A 20,094-nucleotide genomic window follows, 5' to 3' on the forward strand; every position below is an offset into this window, starting at 1 on the left:
TTACTCCGCCCAATGTACGGTCATGCCGCTGAGCACGGCCGCGATCGGAGCTTCCTCGGGTGGCAGTGACATGGCACGATCCAGGGCATTCCGTTTAGTTTCTCCGAATATGACGAGATGCTTGGACAGAGCGCCGTCCAGAACCGGACCCGTCAGCGTGATACGCGCTTCGGGCTGCACGTCGGTCCGCGCTACCGCCAGTGTCGGGGCGTTGTTGTTCAGAGCAGCAGACAAGCCCTGCATCCCCGGAAAGAGCGAGGCGGTATGCATGTCCTCACCCATACCTAGCACCAGAACCGATAGCGGCAGATGCGGGTTAATCAGGCTTTCGATCTCGGGCAAAACCGCCTCAGGCTCATGTTCCGCAACATAGAGCGGCATGTATTGTGCAATGGATGCGCGACTGGTCAGCAACCGTTCCCGGATCAACCTCTCGTTCGAACGCTCGTGATCACCCGGCACGCATCTTTCATCGGTCGGCAGTATGTGCACACGATCCCATTCCAGATCAGCAGCGCACAATCCATCAAAGATCGGCCCCGGTGTGGTTCCGCCCGGAACGGCCAACGAGACAGTATCATGATGCAGCAATGAAGCCTCAAGGTCTCCGGCCAATGCATTCGCGACATCAATCGCCAGCATGTCGCGATCGGCGTATTCTTTGATATTCATGGATTTATTCCTTGCCAGCGGCGGTGGTCTCGTTTCATCAGCAGCTCGGCGTCGCCCGGGCCGGTGCTGCCGTTTTCATAGGGTTTGGGAACATCACCGCGTGCCTCCCAGCCCGCGATAATCGGATCGGTCCAGGCCCATGCGGCTTCTACTTCATCGCCGCGCATGAACAGGGTTTGGTTGCCGCGAATGACATCCATCACCAGCCGCTCATAAGCGTCGGGTGGATCCTGGTTTTCAGGCCCAAGCGCTTCGGCAAAGCTCATGTCCAGCGGAACGTCAACCAGACGCATGCCTCCCTGCCCCGGCTCTTTAATTGTCACTTTCAAAGTGATGCCTTCATTGGGTTGCAACCGGATCGACAGGGCATTCGCATGACGCCCGGCCTCTTCGCCAAAAATCGAATGCGGAGCATCCTTGAACATCACATTGATGACCGAGGACCGCGCCACCAGCTCTTTGCCCGTGCGCAGATAGAACGGTGTGCCCGCCCAACGCCAATTGCTGATATGCGCGCGCAATGCGATGTAGCTTTCCGTCGTCGACCTTTGATTGCCGACAACTTCACGATACCCCCGGCCATCGGCACCGCCTGCAAACTGACCTCGTACGATATGGTGCGGCTCAACCGAATCCAACGCGCGTATGACCTTGAGTTTCTCATCGCGCACCGCGTCCGGATCAAATTTTGCGGGTGGTTCCATCGCGATCAGACACAAAAGCTGCATCAGATGGTTCTGCATCATGTCGCGCATGGCGCCGGCGCGCTCGTAATACTCTTCACGACCGTCAATGCCGACGGTCTCGGCCACAGTGATCTGAATGTGATCGACATACTGGCTGTTCCAAAGCGGTTCGAACAGCATGTTGCCGAACCGAACGGCCATCAGATTCTGAACGGTTTCCTTACCCAGATAATGATCGATCCGATAGATTTGCCCTTCGTCAAAATGCGCCGCCAGTGTCGCATTCAACGCGCGTGCACTTTCCAGATCGTGCCCAAAAGGCTTTTCGACGACGATACGGGTTTGCGGGGTGGCGAGATTGTGCGTCCTGATTTGTTCTGCCAGCGGGCCAAACAAACGGGGGCCTACCGAGAAATAGAAGGCCCTGATACGATCCGCATTCAGCATTTCGGCCAACTGGGCCCAACCATCTTCGGACAAAGCGTCAAGCGGGACATACTCCACGCGCTGAAGAAAACCGTTCACAGCCTCCTGATCTTTTGCCCGCTTCGGTGCGTGCTGGCGCAACGATTCGGCCACCATCTCGCGAAAGCCATCAACGGTCAGAGCGCCCCGCGCTGCGCCGATGATCCGGGTGGCCTCGGGCCACTGCCCGGCGCAGTAACGCCGAAACAGGGCCGGAACGATCTTGCGCTGTGCCAGATCGCCGGTTCCGCCGAATATGACCAGATCAAATGGGTCAACAGGTATGACACGAGAAACCATGGCTTTTCCTTACCTTGCCGCTTGGGGCATGTCCAATGTTAGCGCAACCAATCAGCAACTTTCTTCCCACATCAAAACTCTGTCAGCGAGGGGTAGATACTCTTAACTAAACCGGCACAAACGGTTAAGTCGGTTTGGCACAAGCACAGAACCGGATGCCGGAATGAAAGACAACGCCCTACAGGCTGCGAATATCGGGAAGTTTCAGAACAGTTTAGTGACAGCAGACGGGCAAACGCGCGCGTCCGTCGCGCTGACTCATCCCGAAACCCTTTGGTTCAACACCGGAACGCTGTGCAACATCGAGTGCGTAAACTGCTATATCGCCAGCAGCCCAACCAACGATGCTCTGGTTTACATCACCGCCGACGAAGTCCGCGACTATCTGGATCAGATCGAACAGCGCCAATGGCCGGTCCGCGAGATAGGCTTTACAGGTGGTGAGCCCTTCATGAACCCCGAGATGATCGAGATGACGCGCGTCGCGCTAGAGCGCGGGTACGAAGTTTTGATCCTGACCAATGCAATGCGGCCGATGATGCGCCGCAAAATGCGCGAGGGTTTGCTGGAATTACAGCACGACTACGCAGAAAAACTGACGTTGCGTGTCTCCGTCGACCACTACTGCCCCGATCTGCATGACGAAGAACGCGGCAAAGGCAGTTTTGCCAAAACTCTGACGGGGATGGAGTGGTTGCGGGATAACGGCTTTAGGATGGCCATTGCCGGGCGCACAGTCTGGGGAGATAGCGACGCAGAAAGCCGCGCGGGGTATGCAGCATTCTTTGCCAAGCACGGCTTTGACATTGATGCGCAAAATCCGGGCCAAACAGTTTTGTTTCCCGAGATGGACGAAACAGTTGAAGTTCCTGAAATTACAGCCGCTTGCTGGGGCATCCTGGACAAATCCCCCGATGCGGTGATGTGCGCCAGCTCGCGTATGGTCGTCAAACGCAAAGGCGCCGAGCGCCCGGTAGTGCTGGCCTGTACGCTGCTGCCTTATTCACCGGAGTTTGAATTGGGCGAAACCCTTGAAGAGGCCGAGGCCGACGTGCATCTGAACCACCCGCACTGCGCCAAATTCTGTGTATTGGGCGGCGCGAGTTGTTCGGCCTGAGGGCTAGTTCACCCGAAACTCACCCACCATGTTGCGCCATTCCCCAGGCGCGATCATTTTACGGTGCGTGAACCTGACCGAGTGCAGCGGACCTTCAATCTCTTTCTGCCAGAATTCTACGAATTCGAACAGCTTCGGATGGTCCGGAGCAAGGTCGTAATCCTGCCAAATAAACGTGTTCAGTACGTGAATATAGTCGGGCATGTGGTAGAAAAATTCCGCAGTGGTCAGCCCGTACCCCTTAAGCATGAGTTCAGTTTCACTTTGCGCCATGCAGACCTCCAATCTTGTTACAAGGTCTACTCAGAGTAACACGGAACTGTCCTAATACTTAGATAACAATATGTTACTCAGGTGTTACCGACCTAATTTGGCCGGGGAACGGTTGCTTGCTTGCACCTTATATGCCGGGTCTGATAAAGTGTATCCACAAGATATAGATCAAGAACAAGACACGGGCAGCCTACGTGAGCGATACGCCAGAAATCCCTGAAAACATGGACGAAACCCCGCCCGAGCGCCCCGTTTATGACGGCCCGACGGTATCCATCGAATCCGAAATGCGCACGTCCTATCTGGACTATGCGATGTCGGTCATTGTCAGCCGTGCGATCCCCGATCTGCGCGATGGGCTGAAACCGGTGCATCGGCGTATTCTCTACGCGATGCATGAGACCGGGAACACTCATGACAAGTCTTATCGCAAGTCGGCCCGTCCGGTTGGCGACGTGATGGGTAAGTACCACCCGCATGGTGATAGTGCGATCTATGACGCGCTGGTGCGGATGGCGCAGGATTTCTCGATGTCGCTGCCGCTGCTTGATGGTCAGGGCAACTTTGGCTCGATGGACGGCGATAACCCGGCGGCGATGCGTTACACCGAAGTACGGATGGACAAACCCGCCGCGTCCCTGCTGGCCGATATCGAAAAAGAGACTGTCGATTTTCAGGACAACTATGACGGCAAAGACAAAGAGCCGACCGTCCTGCCCGCCCGTTTCCCGAACATGCTGGTTAACGGTGCCGGTGGAATCGCCGTGGGTATGGCAACCAACATCCCACCGCATAACTTAGGCGAAGTGGTCGATGCCACGCTGGCGCTGATTGACGACCCGGATCTGACATCAGAACAACTGATCGAGTATGTGCCCGGCCCCGACTTCCCGACTGGCGGTGTGATGCTGGGCCGCTCAGGTGCGCGCAAAGCCTACCTTGAAGGCCGTGGCAGCGTCATCATCCGCGCCAAGACCCGCGTAGAAGAGCTGCGCAAGGATCGGTACGCGATCGTTGTCGACGAGATCCCCTATCAGGTGAACAAAGCCTCGATGATCGAAAAGATCGCCGAAGCCGTGCGTGAAAAACGCATCGAAGGCGTCAGCCACGTACAGGACGAATCCGACCGCAATGGTGTGCGTGTCGTGGTCGAACTGAAACGCGATGCAACGCCCGAAGTGGTGCTGAACCAGCTCTACCGCTTCTCGCCGATGCAGACCTCATTTGGTTGCAACATGCTGGCGTTGAACGGCGGTCGGCCTGAACAGCTGACCCTGCGCCGCTTCCTAACCTCGTTCATCGACTTCCGCGAAGATGTTGTTGCCCGCCGCACAGCCTATGACTTGCGCAAGGCGCGTGAGCGCAGTCACATCCTGTGTGGTCTGGCCGTGGCCGTTTCGAATGTTGACGAAGTGGTTGCCACGATCCGCTCGTCGGCAGACGCTGCTGAAGCGCGCGAGAAACTAATGACCCGCCGCTGGCCTGCATCCGAGATCGAAGGCTATCTGCGCCTGATCGACGATCCGCTGTCCAAGATGAATGACGACGGCACCTATAACCTGACCGAGGTACAGGCCCGTGCCATTCTCGAGCTGCGGCTGCAGCGTCTGACCCAACTGGGTGTCAAGGAAGTCACGGACGAACTGGAAGAACTGGCCGACAAGATCAAGGAATACTTGGATATTCTGTCTTCGCGTGAGCGCATCATGGGCATCATCGCCGATGAGCTACGCAGCGTGCGCGAGCAGTTCGCCGTCGACCGCCGCACCGAGATCGTTGACTGGTCCGGTGATATGGAAGACGAAGACCTGATCGAACGCGAAGATATGGTCGTGACTGTCACCTCAGGCGGCTACATCAAACGCACCCCGCTGGCCGATTTCCGGGCGCAAAAGCGTGGCGGCAAAGGCCTGTCGGGTATGCAGACCAAGGAAGAGGATGTTGTCACCAATCTCTTCGTGGCGAACACGCATACGCAACTGCTGTTCTTCACCACCGAAGGCATGGTGTACAAGCTCAAGACCTGGCGTCTGCCGCAATCCAGCCGGACCGGTAAGGGCAAGGCGATCGTCAACATCCTGCCGATCCCGACCGGTGTCTCGATCGCGGCGATCATGCCCGTGGATGTGCCGGATGAAGAGTGGGAGAACCTGCAAATCGTCTTCGCCACCAGCGCGGGTGACGTGCGTCGCAATCGTCTGTCAGATTTCACGAACGTCCGCCGCAATGGCAAGATCGCGATGAAACTGCCCGAGGATGTGGAACTGGTAAACGCCCGCATCTGTTCAGAAGATGAAGACGTGATGCTGGTCACCAATTCGGGCCGTGCGATCCGATTCCGCACCACTGATGTACGTGTCTTCAACTCACGCGAATCTACCGGTGTGCGCGGCATCAGGCTGAGCAATGGCGACCGTGTCGTCTCGATGTCCGTAATTCGCCATTTCGAGGCCGACCCGGACGAGCGCGCCGCCTACCTCAAGATGCGCCGCGCAGTCGCGGGCATTGCGGATGACGGCGAAATGGACGAGGACGAAGCCGCGCCTGGCAGTATCACGCAGGAACGCTATGCCGAGATGTCGGCAGCCGAGAACCTGATCTTGACCATCACGTCGGGCGGTGCGGGCAAGCTGAGCTCCAGTCATGATTACCCGGTCCGCGGTCGCGGCGGCATGGGTGTGGCGGCGATGGACAAAGCCATGCGCGGCGGCGAGCTGGTTGCCTCCTTCCCCGTAGAAATCGACGATCAGATCATGCTGGCTACCTCGAAAGGCCAATCAATCCGGGTGCCGGTCGAGGGCATCTCGTTCCGCTCCCGCAGCGCGGGTGGTGTGCGGGTATTCAACACCGGTAAAGGCGAAGAAGTCGTTAGTGTGGCCTGGATCGCCGACCAGGGTGACGAAGAAGCCGAGGAATAACAAAGCACTACAGAAGTGTAACAAAACGCTCGTATTGCGGGCGTTTTTGTTACTCAGGGTCACGTTCCTGCCAACGGCACGAGGGTGGGCTTGCCCCAGCAGACCCGGCGCGCCTAGCATTTCGATATGTGGTCATTCGCCCATATCCGACCTGCCTATAGCCGTGCTGAGCGAATAAGTGACGGTGTTGTTCATGTGCTGGGTGTTTCTTCGGCGGTGATCGCAGCGCCTATGCTGATCATCATGACAGTCTTCTATCGGTCAGACCCGGCGGCGGTTTTGGGCGCCTCGATCTATGGAATAACTCTGGTTTTGATGCTGACGTTCTCGGCGCTCTACAACATGATCGAGCATGATGAGTGGGCAGAGTTTCTGCGCCGCCTTGATCACTCGGGTATCTACGTGAAGATCGCAGGAACTTATACGCCGTTCCTGCTGCTCTCGGCTTCGCAACCTCCGGGGCTTTTGCTGGGGCTGTGGTCTTCTGCGACGCTGGGCTCTGTTCTGAAGATGATCGACCCGAACCGCTTCCGCTGGTTCGGGCTGGCGCTGTATCTTCTGATGGGATGGGCCGCGGTTTGGGCCGGACAATCCATGTTGGCCGAACTTTCACCCCTTACCCTTACTTTGATGATCGCCGGAGGCCTCATCTATACCGCAGGCGTGGTATTCTACCTTCTGGACTGGCTGCCCTACCACAACACCATCTGGCACGTATTTGTATTGGCAGGAAGCGGCCTTTTCTTCGCCGCTGTTGCCTTGCGTATCGAAATGGTACCGTCAGGGCCAGTGTAACGCCGGAGCGCCACGAACACGCCTCAAAGCCCGTACAACGCCCTGAACTTCTGCTCCAGATAAGCCAACAGCGGCTCCGGCCCTGGTTCCACCCCACTGGCGCGCTGAATGATTTCGCGGGGCGCGTACAGGCCGCCATGCTGCTGCACATGCTCTCGAAGCCAACCGGTCGCCCCGGAAGTATCACCAGCTGCCAACTGCCCCTCAAGTCCGGGAATTGCCGCGCGCAGTGTTTGATACAGGCATCCCGCATAGACATTACCCAGCGAATAGGTCGGGAAATAGCCAAACAGGCCAACCGACCAGTGTACGTCCTGCAAGCATCCATTCGAGGGCTTGTCGACCGCATAACCAAAATCTGCTTTGAAGCGGTTGTTCCAGGCGGCTTCAAGGTCGCCGACCTGCAAGTCACCGGCCATCAGTGCGCGTTCCAAATCAAACCGCAGCATGATGTGCAGATTGTACTGCACCTCATCCGCCTCGGTCCGGATATAGCCGTTGTGGACGCGGTTGACGGTGGCATAGAACGCATCTGCATCGGCGATGCCAAAATCACCGAACGCCTCTTTCATCTGGTCAAACAGCCATCCGGTAAAGGCGCGCGAGCGGCCCAGCTGGTTTTCGTAAATCCGGCTTTGGCTTTCATGCACACCCATCGACACACCACGTCCCAGCGGGGTCAGCAGGTAATCGCGGTCGATGCCCTGCTCATAGGCGGCGTGTCCAACCTCGTGAATGGTCGAGTAAAAGCAGTTGAACGGATCGGTCTCGCTGGTGCGGGTGGTGATCCGAACGTCCAGCCCACTGCCCGAGCTGAACGGATGCACCGCTTTGTCGACGCGGCCATTGTTGAGGTCATAGCCGAATGTCGTGGCCAGTTTCTGCGTCAGGCGCATCTGGGTCAGTTCGTCAAAGCTGCCGGTCAGCGCGACAGGTTCCGGGCGATCCAGAACGGCGGCGCGAAGAGCCACCAGACGTGGGCGCATTTCGTCAAAGATCGCAGCGATCTGAGTGCCGGTTGTGTAGGGCTCGTAATCCTCGACCATCGCGTCATAAACGTCGCCACCCTGTGCCAGCGCTTCACCTTCTTGCCGTTTCAGCGAGACAACTTCTTCCAGCACCGGCAGGAAGGCTGAGACATCTTCGTCCGCTCGCGCCTGGGCCCATGTGCCCTGCGCGGCGGATGTCACGCGGGCAATCGCCGTCGCCAGATCGGCGGGCACCTTCACCGCGCGGTCATAGGCGCGGCGTATCTCACGCAGTTGTGCCTTGCCGATCTCATCTTGCGGTGCGGCCTGCTCCAACCATTCGGCAACGCGAGGGTCAGAGCGGCGAGCATGCAATACAGCCTCGATCGCTGCCATTTCCTCGGCCCGTTGCGGCGCGGCACCGCGCGGCATCACCGTTTCCTGGTCCCAGCCGAGCCTACCGGCAATCTGGCCCAGGGCCGAGGTTTCGCGCTGAAAGGACATCAGGTCATTGTATGCTGTCATGGGATCATGCTCCGCGCACAGATGTTGCGATAGGGTAAGCTGTCAGGAAGCGGGCGCGCAGGATCAGTGTCCAGACGACCACGGCCATGAACTGGTGGAAAATGGCAATCTGCCAAGGTGCCGCATAGACGACTGTGATGATGCCCACGACCACTTGCAGTGACAAAGCCGCGAACATGGCGTTGAAGGCAAAGCGGGTCTGTGGGTGCGCGCTGCTGCCACCGCGCCGCCAGACTATGATGGCGAAAATAAACAGCAGATAGCCGACGCAACGGTGGATAAACTGCACCAGACCGGGACTTTCAAAGAAGTTACGCCACATCGGTTCCAGCATGGCCGCATCGGGCGGCAGCAACTGACCGCCAATCAGGGGCCAGTCAGTGTAGGACCTCCCCGCGTCGATCCCGGCCACCAGCGCACCGATGAGGATTTGCAGGAAGGTGAAGTGCAGCAGTCCGGTCGATATCGAGAAAAGCTTAGCCTCTTTCGCGCGGCGGGCCTGCATCAGGTCACGTTCGTCACGGCCAAGTTCTAAGATGTACCAGGCAAGAAAGCCGAGGATCACGAAGGCCAAGCCAAGATGCGTTGCCAGACGATAGCTGGCAACGGCGGTCATGCCTTCACCCTGTGTGACGCCCGAGGCGACCATCCACCAGCCTACAGCACCCTGAACACCGCCAAGCAGGCCGGGGATCAGCAGCTTACCAGCCCATCCTGTCGGAATTTTGCGAGCCACAAGGAAACCGATAAATCCAACGGCCCAAACCAATCCTATCACGCGGCCCAACTGGCGATGGCCCCATTCCCACCAATAGATGGTTTTGAAATCATCCAGCTTCATCCATTGGTTCTGAATGCGCCACTGGTCAATCTGCTTGTATTTATCGAATTCGGCTTGCCAGTCGGCAGCGTTCATCGGCGGGATCGCACCCGTAATAGGTCGCCATTCGGTGATCGATAGACCACTGTCGGTCAGCCGCGTGAGCCCGCCCACGGCAATCATGATCACGACCAGCGCGAACAGGATCATCAGCCAAACCCGGATCGCGGCCCGCGCACCGCCACGCCCCCGGTCGATCATACCGGGTTGGACGGCCTGTTGTTTTTCGCTGTCCGAGACCTCTTCGAAGATGCTGCGCTTACCGCTCATGCTGTCCTCATGTCCTGTTTTCGTCGCAAGCTATGGTTTGGCGGAAGATAGGTCCAGCCTCAGCTTTTGTCTTTCCAGCGGACCATCTGCCGCATGATCCCGTGAAGCATCTGCACATCGGCCCGTGTCATCCGCATCCGCGACCACAGATTGCGCAGGTTCACCTTCATTCCTTCAGCTTTTTCCGGCGGATAGAAGAACCCGGCCTGTTCCAGACGGTCCTCATAATGCTCGACCAACTTTTCAACTTCGATCCCGGTCGCCCAATCGCCCTTGCCCAGATCAGTTGCCTCATGCACGACATCCCCGGTCTGGCGCATCCATTCATAGGCGGTCAGCAGAACGCACTGCCCGAGGTTCAACGACGCATATTCCGGATTCACTGGCACCGAGATAATCGCATTGGCCTTGGCGATATCCTCATTCTCAAGCCCTGCCCGTTCCGGGCCAAACAGAACAGCGACCTTTTCGCCCGCCGCCACTTTCTGCGATGCAAGCTGCATTGCGCGCTCCGGGCTATAGACAGGCTTGGTCAACCCACGTTGCCGCGCTGTGGTGGCAAAGACAAAGGTGGTGTCCGCCAGCGCGCCCGCCAGATCGTCAAATAACTGCGCCTCATCCAAAAGCCGCCCGGCCCCGCTGGACATCGCCACCGCCTTGGGGTTGGGCCAGCCGTCGCGCGGTGCCACGATCCGCATCCGATCCAGCCCAAAGTTCCACATCGCCCGTGCGGCAGCACCGATGTTCTCACCCATCTGAGGGCGCACCAGAACAAAAGACGGCTGTGATATATCGCTGGGCATGGCTAACTCCGAAAAACTCCGCTTGCTCTAATGGCCGCATGGGTCGAGGGCAAGTCGGCCCGGCGTCTTCTGTTCGCAAAAGGGTACGTAGCCGGCATAAAAGTTTGCTTCCCCCGCGCAATCCGCTAAACCGCGCGAAAGATGACAAACCCGAAGGACGCGCCATGGACACCCCCGAGCAGCCGCAGATTTACCTGATCACGCCTCCTACCATCGCGCTGAGTACATTCCCTGATCAATTGGGCCACGTATTGGACGGGTCTGAAATTGCATGTATCCGCCTCGCCTTGGCTGGAAGCGACGAAGATACCATCGCGCGCGCCGCCGATGCTTGCCGCGAAGTTGCGCATGCGCGCGATGTAGCCATCGTGATTTCCAACCATGTATTGCTGGCGCAGCGGTTGGGTCTGGACGGGGTGCATCTGGATGACGGCGCGCGGTCTGTCAGGGCAGCCCGCAAGGAGCTGGGCACGGATGCGATTGTCGGCAGTTTTTGCGGGTCTTCCAGTCATGACGGGATGACTGCTGGTGAAAGTGGCGCGGATTACGTGGCCTTTGGCCCGGTTGGTTCAGCCACGCTGGGCGATGGTACTCAGGCCGAAAAGGACCTGTTCCAATGGTGGTCCGAAATGATCGAGGTTCCCGTCGTGGCCGAGGGCGGCCTGACGTCCGATCTGATCCGAGACCTCACCCCCTGCACCGATTTCTTCGGCATCGGAGAGGAAATCTGGTCGCAAGATAACCCGTTGGAGGCGCTGAACTCTCTTATTGCCGCAATGCGCTGAGGGATGCGAGCGTTAATCCTTGCACCCGCGTCGGGGCTGCGGCATGACACAAGGCATGAACAAGAACAGCGAAATTTTGTGCATCGGCTCGGTCCTTTGGGACGTGATCGGACGCTCGGCCAGCGCCATGCGACAGGGCTCGGATGTACCCGGCCGCATTACTCGCCTGCCGGGTGGCGTCGCCATGAACATCGCCATGACGCTGGTGCGGTTCGGAATGACCCCGACTTTGCTGACCGCAATTGGCCGCGACGCTGAAGGCGACGAATTGGTCCGGTCCTGCGCGCGTTTGGGGATGGTCACCGATCACATCTATCGCTCGCAAGACCTGCCAACCGACAGATATATGGCGGTTGAAGGAGCCAACGGGCTGATCGCCGCCATTGCCGACGCCCATTCGCTTGAAGCTGCCGGAGCCAAAATCCTGCGTCCCTTGATGCATGGTCCGCTGGGCTATGAAAATACGCCATTCGAAGGGCCCATCGCGCTGGACGGTAACCTGACGCTTACCTTGCTTGAAGAGATCGCCCAAAGCCCCGCCTTCGCCAAAGCCGACCTGCGCGTCGCCCCGGCGTCGCCCGGCAAGGCAGAACGGCTGCTGCCCTTCCTCAAACACGCCCGTGCAACGCTCTATGTGAATCTCGAAGAGGCCGGACTGCTTTGCCAACGCGAGTTCACCGATTCCGAGAGCGCCGCCAAAGGCCTGCTGGACCGTGGCGCGTTGCGGGTTCTTGTGACCGATGGCGGCAACTCGGCCACCGTCGGGGATGCTGATGCTGTCTTGACCCAAACACCCCCGTCCGTTCTGGTCACCCGCGTGACCGGCGCGGGTGACACTTTCATGGCCGCCCATATCGCCGCCGAGGCGAATGGTGCCGACAGCGACGCGGCACTCAGCCGCGCGCTGCGCGCCGCTGCAACCTATGTTTCCGGAGAAACCCCACTGTGATCACCATTCACTATTCCGCAGAGGTCCGCGCCGCCAAGGATGCGGGCCAACCAATCGTGGCATTGGAAAGCACCATCATCACCCATGGCATGCCCTACCCCCAGAACATCGAGGTCGCGGCACAGGTTGAACAAGACATCCGCGATGCGGGCGCCGTTCCAGCAACGATTGCCGTTATTGACGGAGTTTTGCACGTCGGCCTCGAAGCCGACCAGCTGAGCGCACTGGGTCAGGCGCAAGGCGTCGCCAAACTGTCACGCGCTGACATGGCCGCCTGCCTCGCTACAGGCGGCACCGGGGCCACCACCGTCGCCGCAACAATGATCGCCGCACATTATGCAGGCATTGAGGTCTTCGCCACCGGAGGCATCGGTGGGGTGCATCAGGGGGCCGAAACCTCCTTCGACATCTCCGCTGACCTGCACGAGCTCGCGCAGACCCCGGTGACTGTGGTCGCGGCCGGGGCCAAAGCCATCCTCGACCTCGCCAAAACGCTTGAAGTTCTGGAAACGCTCGGCGTCCCCGTCATCGCCCACGGACAGGACGAGTTCCCAGCCTTCTGGTCCGCAAAATCACCCTTGGCAGCCCCGCTGCGCATGGATGATGCCGCTGACATAGCAAAAGCCCACGCAGCACGGCGTGCGTTGGGGCTGCCGGGTGGTCAGTTGGTCGCTAACCCGATCCCGCAAGCCGACCAGATCCCGTCCGAGGAGCTGGCCCCGATCATCGCGTCCGCACAGGCCGATGCAGAAACTCACCGGATCACTGGCAAAGGCGTCACACCTTATCTGCTACAGCGTATCTATGAACAGACCGAAGGCCGTTCGCTTACCGCCAACATCGCTTTGGTACGCAACAACGCCCGACTGGCAGCGGTCATCGCGCGTGCGCTAACGGAATCAGCCCACTGACCCCAGCTATTGCACCAAGCGCCCGGACTGCTTACCTAATTCCGCAAACCACTCAGGACCGCAATGAACACTCCGTTTGACGAAGAACCCCACCGACGCCCCGGCCTGTTCTCCCGGCTACGCGCGTCCTTTCTGACTGGTATCGTCGTCATTGCTCCGGTGTGGCTGACCATCTGGTTGATCTGGTCTGTGGTTGGCTGGATCGACAGTGCCGTCCTGCCACTGATCCCGCAACGGTTCCAACCCTCGGAATATGTCGGCATCAACCTGCGCGGCGTTGGCGTGGTCATATTCCTGCTGTTCACGATTATCGTCGGCTGGATCGCAAAGGGCATCCTGGGCCGTTCGCTGATCCATTTCGCCGAAAGTGTCGTCGACCGCATGCCCGTGGTCCGTTCGGTTTATTCCGGGATCAAGCAAATCTCGGAAACTGTGTTCGCCCAGACCGAGCGGTCTTTCGAAAAAGCCTGCCTGATCCAATATCCGCGCCGGGGCATCTGGGCAATCGGCTTCGTCTCGACAACAGCGCGCGGTGAAGTGAGCGATCGCGCCGAAACCGGGGGCGAGTTGCTAAGCGTGTTTGTCCCGACAACCCCAAACCCCACATCCGGGTTCCTGTTGTTTTTCCCCGCAGAGGATGTGATCCTGCTGGATATGTCCATCGAGGATGCAGCCAAGCTGGTGATCTCAGCAGGTCTGGTTTACCCGAATGACAAAGACCCAACCCAGCCGCCTGAATAATCAACCAAACATTGCGGGCAAATCGACCGTGCTCCGCTGACCCAGATCGTCCTTATGCACGCTCAGAAACTGATCCGCCGCATCGCGCCCGGACTGTTTCAGCCGGTTCAGCACAACCGGGTTTGGCACGATCTTGGTGGCCGCTGAAAGGTCGTTCATCAAGGCGTCATCAGCGATCATATGCACCAGCACCCGGCTCATCTCACCAGCCTTCAGCTTGCCTTCGGCCAGAAGCCGTTGAACGAAATTGATCGCACGCAGCTCGCGAAACAACGATGAGTTAAAGCTGATCTCATTGATCCGGTTCTGAATCTGCTGCGGCGTTTTAGGCACCTCATCGCGTTCCAGCGGGTTGATGTTCACAATCACCACATCATCTGGCAAATCCCCACCGAACAACGGATAAAGCGCCGGGTTTCCGGTATAGCCGCCATCCCAATACGCTTCGGTCCGCTCGGATTTCGGGTCATAGATGTCAACCGCCTGAAACAGGTTCGGCAAGCAGGCCGAGGCCAGAATCGCATCGGTCGAAATCTCCTCGCCTGTGAAAACGCGAATCTTGCCGCTGCGCACACAGGTGGCGCAGACAAACAGCGCGGGCCCTTCGTCTGCACAAATCTCATCAAAGTTGAACCGATCCACAACCGGGGTGAGCGGATTGCGATAAAACGGCCCATAGGCGTAAGGCGATACCAGCCGCGACCATGCTTCGGCCATCGAGAACGGAACGGAGTACTCTAACGCTTGTGCAACATGAGCAGGCTCAATGCCCCGCATCCAATGGGCAATTCGCATATCGCCGACGGCACCCATGCGTTTCCAAAGCCCATCCAGACACGCCCGCGCCCCGTCGCGCCCTGCATGCACCATCCCTGATTTGAACGCTGCCCCGTTCAAAGCGCCGGCCGAAGTCCCAGTGATCGCGGCAACCTCGATATCCTCTTCATCCAGCAATCGATCCAGTACACCCCAGGTAAACGCGCCATGCGCCCCACCGCCCTGCAATGCCAGATTGATCCGTTTCATGGTTCCGCCTCTTCATCTGGCCAGAAATACCTCGGGGGTATGGGGGCAGAGCCCCCATGGTCCCTCACAATGCCGTCCATCCCCCATCCACGGATATCGTCGTTCCTGTGATCTGTGCCGCTGCATCCGAGCACAAGAAGATCGTAGTTCCGCCCAGCTGCTCGACCGTGGCAAACTCCTTCGATGGCTGCCGCTCCAGCAGGATGTTCTTCACCACATCCTCGCGGCTCATATTGTACTCTTTCATCGTGTTGGGAATTTGCGCCTCAACCAATGGAGTCAGTACGTATCCCGGACAAATAGCATTGCAGGTGATCGGCTCCTGCGCAGTCTCCAGCGCCACGGTCTTGCTCATCCCGACGACACCATGCTTTGCCGCGATGTAAGCCGCCTTGTAGGGCGAGGCCGTCAGACCGTGAGCCGAGGCAATATTCACGATCCGCCCCCAACCCGCCGCGCGCATCTTCGGAAGCGCTGCCGCCATCGTATGAAAGACCGAATTCATGTTGATCGCGATGATCGCATCCCATTTGTCCGACGGAAACTGATCGATCGGAGCCACATGCTGAATGCCGGCGTTGTTCACCAGAATGTCACAAGCACCTGCCTGTTCGATCAGTGCACGGCATTCATCGCCCTTGGACATATCTGCCTTGATGTAGCGCGCGTTGGTTCCCGTCTCTTTGCCAATCTCGGTGGCCAGCGCATGATCTTCATCCCGGTCGGTGAACGAATTCAGCACCACATCCGCCCCGGCCTTCGCCAGCTCACGCGCGATGCCCAGCCCAATCCCCGAATTCGACCCCGTGACGACGGCTGTTTTGCCCGACAGACTCATGGCACTCTCCTTATGAGTTTTTGTTTCTCAAACACAGTGCCATGCTGCACCTGCAAAGAAAACGGGGAATGATCTGATCCGCGCGCCCGCACGAGTTTTGCCAAAAAAAAACGCCCGCACGAAGCGGGCGTTAAGTTATTGAGGCAGGTTTCATACAGGCAAGAAACCTATCGAGCAGTAGAACCTTTATAAGCAATTCCACGCCCTCGTCCAAGCTAAAAGTTTGATAATAAGAAAAATCATGGCTACGGTGAATCCCAAACAAAATAAGGCCAGAGCAGGATTGTTTCCAAAATGAGCCCCGATTATCTCCGCCCCCTTCGTCCCGCGATTGTGGGAATCACCTGTATTTTCGCCGCCTCAATGGCGTCAGCAGAATCGGCCCATGGCATAGCTATGTATGGTGACCCGGCCCTACCACCGGATTTTGTGTCGCTACCCTACGCAAATCCTGACGCGCCCAAGGGCGGCAAGGTCGTATTTGGCAATACCGGCGGCTATAACAGTCTGAACCCGTTTGTGCAAAAAGGCACCGCGCCGTGGCAGTTGCGATTTTGGACTCATGAAAGCCTGATGGGCCGCTCCTGGGACGAACCTTTCACTCTTTACGGGTTGTTAGCCGAATCAGTTGAGACAGATTCGGACCGAACTTGGGTCGAATTCACGCTGCGCGAAAATGCTGAATTCTCGGATGGATCGCCGGTCACTGTCGATGACGTGATCTGGTCGTATGAGACACTGGGCACCGAAGGCCACCTGCGATATCGCGGGCTGTGGGGCAAGATTGATAGCATTGAACAGACTGGACCGCGCAGCGTTCGGATCACCTTTAACGAACCGGATCGCGAACTGGCCCTGATCGCCGGAATGCGCCCGATCCTGCAAAGAGCGCAGTGGGAGGGAAAGTCGTTCGCTGACGCTCAACTACACGATATACCCATCGGTTCCGGACCATACGTAATCGATGACTATGAGGCTGGCCGCTATGTGAACCTGCGTCGCAATCCTGACTATTGGGGTGCCGACATCCCCTACCGCAAGGGCACGATGAATCTGGATGACATGCGGATTGAGTTCTACGGAGACGGCACAGTCGCGTTTGAAGCGTTCAAAGCTGGCGAGCTTTCGGCCGTTCGTGAATTCAACGCGGATAAATGGAACACGCAGTACAACTTCCCAGCGGTTCAGCGCGGTGATGTTGTGAAGACGGAAATTCCCCATCAAAAGCCGTCAGGCATGACCGGCTTTGTCATGAACACACGCAAGGCCCCATTCGATGACTGGCGCGTACGCGAGGCACTAACGCTGGCCTTCAACTTCGAGTTCATCAACGACACCATTACAGGCGGGGCGCAGCCCAGGATCATCTCATATTTCTCGGGTTCGGAATTGGGGATGCAACCCGGACCGGCCACTGGTCGTGTCGAGGAATTGCTTCAACCTTATGCCGCCGAGTTGGCACCGGGCACACTGGATGGATATGAATTGCCTCAAAGCGATGGAACCGAACGCAACCGCCGAAATATCCGCAAAGCGCTTAAACTGCTGGAAGAGGCCGGATGGATCATTCAGGACGGCCAGCTTCGCAACGCCAGCGGTGAGCCGTTTGTGATTGATCTGGTCATCAGCCAGGGCAGCCTGAACGTGGTCCAGGATGTCGGCGTGATCGCGGAAATCTACGCCCGCGCCCTCGAACGCCTGGGTATCCAGTTGACAGTCGAGAAAGTAGATGACGCGCAATATACTTCACGCATCGATGCGCAAGATTTTGACATGACCCCGTTCCGTCGTGCGCTGTCGCTCTCGCCAGGCAACGAACAACGCCTGTATTGGGGCAGCGAAAACGCCAACGCTCCCGGGACGCGGAATGTCATGGGTCTGACCTCGCCCGCCGTGGACGGGCTGATCGACGCGATGCTGGCCTCGGAAAGCCACGAGGATTTTGTTGCGGCAACGCGCGCGCTGGATCGTGTTCTGACAGCGGGTCGCTATGTTATTCCTATCTGGAGCTTTGATGTCGGCCGTATCGCCCATGTCAAAGAGCTGAAACAACCCGACACTCTGCCAATTTATGGCGATGGGCCAGAATATATGCCACAGGTCTGGTGGTTTCAGGATTGACGAGTCCTTTCTATTTCCATATTTCATGAATTATGGAAATAGAGATTCATGACAGGCTGAACGCACTCGCACATCCCAAGCGGCTGGATCTGTTCCGGCTGTTGATGCGTCGCTATCCAGATTCCGTAGCTGCGGGTCAGATTGCCGAGGCTTTAGCGCTGAAATCCAATACTGCGTCAACCTACCTGAATGCATTGAAATCCGCCGGGCTGATCCAGCAGTCGCGCAGCGGGACATCATTGCAATATGCCGCCAACTTACCAGCGGTGCGCGGGCTGTTTGATGAGTTGCTGGGCGGTTGCTGTCAAAATCGTCCTGATCTGTGCATGCAACCCTCGGATGACCCCGTTATGGCGTCCCCTGGCCGCGTTATGAATGCGCTTTTCCTCTGCACCGGAAACTCGGCCCGTTCGATCATGGCGGAAGCCATCCTGAACAATGAAGGTAACGGCTTGTTTCGTGCTTATTCGGCAGGAACGGCACCATCGGACGGACCAAATTCAATCGTTTTGGAACTCTTGAAGCAAAAAGACTACGACACGACCTCACTCCGCTCAAAATCACTGGAAGAATTTGCCGCTGCTGATGCCCCAAAGATGGATTTTGTCTTTACCGTCTGCGACCACGCAGCGAACGAGGCCTGCCCCGCTTGGCCAGGACAACCGATAAGCGCGCATTGGGGTCTGCCCGATCCGGTCAAAGTTGAAGGAACCGACGCGCAAAAGCAGCTGGCATTCCAGCAGGCCTACGGATTGCTGCGCAACCGTATCACCGCCTTTGCAAGCCTCCCGTTCGAAACGCTCGACCGCATCTCACTACAGCACAAGGTGGATGATATCGGTCGAATGGCCGAATAGTCCTCGATCAATCCAAGGATACCCCCATGAACATACTGGTTCTATGCACCGGCAACTCGGCTCGGTCGATTCTGCTGGAGTCGCTCTTCAATCACACCGGCGAAGGGCGTGTACGCGCCTATTCAGCAGGCTCCAACCCGACCGGGAAGGTGCATCCGCAATCCTTGACGCTGCTTGGTGCCGAAGGCCATGACGTCCGCGATGCCCGCTCTAAAAGCTGGGATGAGTTTGCAGCAGAAGATGCTCCTGAAATGGACATAGTGATCACGGTTTGCGGCTCAGCCGCCGAAGAGACATGCCCCGTCTGGCCCGGCGCGCCCGTACGCGCGCATTGGGGTGTCGAGGACCCAGCCGCCGCGTCTCAGTCAGACTGGGAAACCGCCTTTAGGACCGCATATGACATTCTTGGGCGCCGCGCCGAAGCACTTCTGGAGCTGCCCATTGAAACCATGGACAGCGTTGAACTCTCGGCCCATCTCAAACGTATAGGAGCCCTGCTGTGAGCGCCCGCCAATACTTTGCCGAATTCCTCGGAACCGCCTTCCTGCTGATCGGCGTTGTCGGATCAGGCATCATGGCGCAAACCTTGTCCGAGGGGAACATCGCGCTGGCGTTGCTGGCCAATGCAATTGCGACCGGCTGCATCCTTTACGCTATCATCACTACGCTCGGCCCTGTCTCGGGCGCTCACTTCAACCCTGCAGTGACATTGGCCTTTGCGCTGCGCGGTGAACATCCCTGGCGTGCGGTCACCCCTTACATGCTTGTTCAGATTGCCGGAGGTATCGCGGGGGTCTGGGCCAGCCATTACATGTTTGACCTGCCGATTCTGCAAACTTCGGAAACGATGCATCGTACCGGGGCACATCAGTGGTTTTCGGAAATTGTCGCCACTTTGGGTTTGCTGTTTGTGATTTTCGGCGGAATTCGGCACAAGCCGGACACGGTACCAGCCCTTGTGGGCCTCTATATTACCGGCGCCTACTGGTATACGTCTTCCACAAGTTTTGCTAATCCGGCCGTTACAATCGCAAGGGGCTTTACGGATACCTTTGCAGGGATATACCCTGCGCACATTCCGATGTTCATAATTATGCAGTTAATTGCTGTATTTATCGGACACAAAATACTGAACTGGTTATTCGAACCAGCAGAATAACGGACCGGCCGCCACTCACTTTACAGCAGGTCCGT

Annotated in this window: 19 protein-coding genes; 11 read left to right on the forward strand and 8 right to left on the reverse strand. The window is 57.9% G+C overall.

Translation table 11 applies throughout. The features are described 5' to 3' along the window. Window positions 1-672 carry a 6-phosphogluconolactonase gene (pgl, locus tag ACR0I1_RS03210; RefSeq protein WP_480704941.1) on the reverse strand — a complete coding sequence of 224 codons (672 nt, stop codon included), beginning with the start codon at window positions 670-672 and terminating at the stop codon, window positions 1-3. Continuing rightward, window positions 669-2,123 (reverse strand): glucose-6-phosphate dehydrogenase, encoded by a 1,455-nt coding sequence (zwf, locus tag ACR0I1_RS03215; protein ID WP_170817818.1) that lies wholly within the window; start codon window positions 2,121-2,123, stop codon window positions 669-671. The genes pgl and zwf overlap by 4 nt, the downstream gene beginning before the upstream one ends. A gap of 163 nt (window positions 2,124-2,286) precedes the next feature. Here zwf and ACR0I1_RS03220 point away from each other — a divergent pair, with 163 nt between their 5' ends. Next, a complete protein-coding gene (locus ACR0I1_RS03220) occupies window positions 2,287-3,240 on the forward strand; it encodes a radical SAM protein (protein WP_480704943.1) in 954 nt (317 codons plus the stop codon). A 3-nt stretch (window positions 3,241-3,243) separates the two neighbouring features. On the opposite strand, the gene ACR0I1_RS03225 is transcribed toward ACR0I1_RS03220, so the two are convergent. Continuing rightward, window positions 3,244-3,513, reverse strand: coding sequence for an usg protein (locus ACR0I1_RS03225; RefSeq protein WP_039535770.1), 270 nt, complete (start codon window positions 3,511-3,513; stop codon window positions 3,244-3,246). 194 nt (window positions 3,514-3,707) lie between these two features. Between ACR0I1_RS03225 and gyrA the strand changes: the two genes are divergently transcribed. Together gyrA and trhA are read left to right on the forward strand one after the other, a co-directional pair. Further along, the gene (gene gyrA / locus ACR0I1_RS03230) at window positions 3,708-6,431 is read left to right on the forward strand and encodes a DNA gyrase subunit A (protein ID WP_170509667.1); all 2,724 of its coding nucleotides are present in this window, start codon (window positions 3,708-3,710) and stop codon (window positions 6,429-6,431) included. Between the two features lie 126 nt (window positions 6,432-6,557). Continuing rightward, entirely contained in the window at window positions 6,558-7,226 is a 669-nt protein-coding gene (trhA, locus tag ACR0I1_RS03235; protein ID WP_170406032.1) for a PAQR family membrane homeostasis protein TrhA, read from the forward strand. 23 nt (window positions 7,227-7,249) lie between these two features. On the opposite strand, the gene ACR0I1_RS03240 is transcribed toward trhA, so the two are convergent. Genes ACR0I1_RS03240 through ACR0I1_RS03250 form a run of 3 tightly spaced genes read right to left on the reverse strand, consistent with a single transcriptional unit; the run spans window position 7,250 to window position 10,672 of the window. Then, window positions 7,250-8,719, reverse strand: coding sequence for a carboxypeptidase M32 (locus ACR0I1_RS03240; protein ID WP_480704946.1), 1,470 nt, complete (start codon window positions 8,717-8,719; stop codon window positions 7,250-7,252). A 4-nt stretch (window positions 8,720-8,723) separates the two neighbouring features. Then, on the reverse strand, window positions 8,724-9,869 hold the full coding sequence (ctaA, locus tag ACR0I1_RS03245; RefSeq protein ID WP_480704948.1) for a heme A synthase: 1,146 nt from the start codon (window positions 9,867-9,869) through the stop codon (window positions 8,724-8,726). A gap of 59 nt (window positions 9,870-9,928) precedes the next feature. Further along, window positions 9,929-10,672, reverse strand: a complete 744-nt coding sequence (locus tag ACR0I1_RS03250) for an RNA methyltransferase (protein WP_480704950.1) — start codon at window positions 10,670-10,672, stop codon at window positions 9,929-9,931. 164 nt (window positions 10,673-10,836) lie between these two features. On the opposite strand from ACR0I1_RS03250, the gene ACR0I1_RS03255 reads away from it, so the two are divergent. The 4 genes from ACR0I1_RS03255 (at window position 10,837) to ACR0I1_RS03270 (ending at window position 14,058) form a co-directional block, all read left to right on the forward strand. Beyond that, window positions 10,837-11,457: a thiamine phosphate synthase gene (locus ACR0I1_RS03255; protein ID WP_480704952.1), complete on the forward strand. Its 621-nt coding sequence runs from the start codon at window positions 10,837-10,839 to the stop codon at window positions 11,455-11,457. 55 nt (window positions 11,458-11,512) lie between these two features. Next, window positions 11,513-12,406: a PfkB family carbohydrate kinase gene (locus ACR0I1_RS03260; protein WP_170509655.1), complete on the forward strand. Its 894-nt coding sequence runs from the start codon at window positions 11,513-11,515 to the stop codon at window positions 12,404-12,406. After that, window positions 12,403-13,317, forward strand: a complete 915-nt coding sequence (locus ACR0I1_RS03265; RefSeq protein ID WP_170406047.1) for a pseudouridine-5'-phosphate glycosidase — start codon at window positions 12,403-12,405, stop codon at window positions 13,315-13,317. The genes ACR0I1_RS03260 and ACR0I1_RS03265 overlap by 4 nt, the downstream gene beginning before the upstream one ends. A 63-nt stretch (window positions 13,318-13,380) precedes the next feature. After that, a complete protein-coding gene (locus ACR0I1_RS03270; RefSeq protein WP_170396909.1) occupies window positions 13,381-14,058 on the forward strand; it encodes a DUF502 domain-containing protein in 678 nt (225 codons plus the stop codon). Here the strand turns inward: ACR0I1_RS03270 and ACR0I1_RS03275 are convergent, their stop codons facing one another. Both ACR0I1_RS03275 and ACR0I1_RS03280 read right to left on the reverse strand, forming a co-directional pair. Beyond that, window positions 14,059-15,084 carry a patatin-like phospholipase family protein gene (locus ACR0I1_RS03275; protein WP_480704954.1) on the reverse strand — a complete coding sequence of 342 codons (1,026 nt, stop codon included), beginning with the start codon at window positions 15,082-15,084 and terminating at the stop codon, window positions 14,059-14,061. Between the two features lie 64 nt (window positions 15,085-15,148). After that, window positions 15,149-15,922: a 3-hydroxybutyrate dehydrogenase gene (locus ACR0I1_RS03280; protein WP_170396905.1), complete on the reverse strand. Its 774-nt coding sequence runs from the start codon at window positions 15,920-15,922 to the stop codon at window positions 15,149-15,151. 294 nt (window positions 15,923-16,216) lie between these two features. Here ACR0I1_RS03280 and ACR0I1_RS03285 point away from each other — a divergent pair, with 294 nt between their 5' ends. From ACR0I1_RS03285 to ACR0I1_RS03300, 4 genes are read left to right on the forward strand one after another with little or no spacing between them, the layout of a single operon-like run. Beyond that, window positions 16,217-18,043, forward strand: coding sequence for an extracellular solute-binding protein (locus tag ACR0I1_RS03285; RefSeq protein WP_480536932.1), 1,827 nt, complete (start codon window positions 16,217-16,219; stop codon window positions 18,041-18,043). A gap of 32 nt (window positions 18,044-18,075) precedes the next feature. Next, entirely contained in the window at window positions 18,076-18,900 is an 825-nt protein-coding gene (locus ACR0I1_RS03290; protein WP_480704956.1) for an arsenate reductase/protein-tyrosine-phosphatase family protein, read from the forward strand. Window positions 18,901-18,926: 26 nt separating this feature from the next. Next, entirely contained in the window at window positions 18,927-19,403 is a 477-nt protein-coding gene (locus ACR0I1_RS03295; protein ID WP_170800676.1) for an arsenate reductase ArsC, read from the forward strand. Then, a complete protein-coding gene (locus tag ACR0I1_RS03300; protein ID WP_170406065.1) occupies window positions 19,400-20,059 on the forward strand; it encodes an MIP/aquaporin family protein in 660 nt (219 codons plus the stop codon). Before ACR0I1_RS03295 ends, ACR0I1_RS03300 begins: the two co-directional genes overlap by 4 nt. Window positions 20,060-20,094: the final 35 nt, after the last annotated feature.

It is taken from the genome of Ruegeria sp. B11 (genome assembly GCF_056539785.1).

Coding starts and splice junctions, on each gene's coding strand:
- ACR0I1_RS03255 (WP_480704952.1), top strand. CDS start 10,837: ATGGACACCCCCGAGCAGCCGCAGATTTACCTGATCACGCCTCCTACC.
- ACR0I1_RS03270 (WP_170396909.1), top strand. CDS start 13,381: ATGAACACTCCGTTTGACGAAGAACCCCACCGACGCCCCGGCCTGTTC.
- ACR0I1_RS03280 (WP_170396905.1), bottom strand. CDS start 15,922: ATGAGTCTGTCGGGCAAAACAGCCGTCGTCACGGGGTCGAATTCGGGG.
- ACR0I1_RS03290 (WP_480704956.1), top strand. CDS start 18,076: ATGGAAATAGAGATTCATGACAGGCTGAACGCACTCGCACATCCCAAG.
- trhA (WP_170406032.1), top strand. CDS start 6,558: ATGTGGTCATTCGCCCATATCCGACCTGCCTATAGCCGTGCTGAGCGA.
- pgl (WP_480704941.1), bottom strand. CDS start 672: ATGAATATCAAAGAATACGCCGATCGCGACATGCTGGCGATTGATGTC.
- ctaA (WP_480704948.1), bottom strand. CDS start 9,869: ATGAGCGGTAAGCGCAGCATCTTCGAAGAGGTCTCGGACAGCGAAAAA.
- ACR0I1_RS03250 (WP_480704950.1), bottom strand. CDS start 10,672: ATGCCCAGCGATATATCACAGCCGTCTTTTGTTCTGGTGCGCCCTCAG.
- ACR0I1_RS03285 (WP_480536932.1), top strand. CDS start 16,217: ATGAGCCCCGATTATCTCCGCCCCCTTCGTCCCGCGATTGTGGGAATC.
- ACR0I1_RS03260 (WP_170509655.1), top strand. CDS start 11,513: ATGAACAAGAACAGCGAAATTTTGTGCATCGGCTCGGTCCTTTGGGAC.
- ACR0I1_RS03240 (WP_480704946.1), bottom strand. CDS start 8,719: ATGACAGCATACAATGACCTGATGTCCTTTCAGCGCGAAACCTCGGCC.
- ACR0I1_RS03275 (WP_480704954.1), bottom strand. CDS start 15,084: ATGAAACGGATCAATCTGGCATTGCAGGGCGGTGGGGCGCATGGCGCG.
- zwf (WP_170817818.1), bottom strand. CDS start 2,123: ATGGTTTCTCGTGTCATACCTGTTGACCCATTTGATCTGGTCATATTC.
- ACR0I1_RS03220 (WP_480704943.1), top strand. CDS start 2,287: ATGAAAGACAACGCCCTACAGGCTGCGAATATCGGGAAGTTTCAGAAC.
- ACR0I1_RS03225 (WP_039535770.1), bottom strand. CDS start 3,513: ATGGCGCAAAGTGAAACTGAACTCATGCTTAAGGGGTACGGGCTGACC.
- ACR0I1_RS03295 (WP_170800676.1), top strand. CDS start 18,927: ATGAACATACTGGTTCTATGCACCGGCAACTCGGCTCGGTCGATTCTG.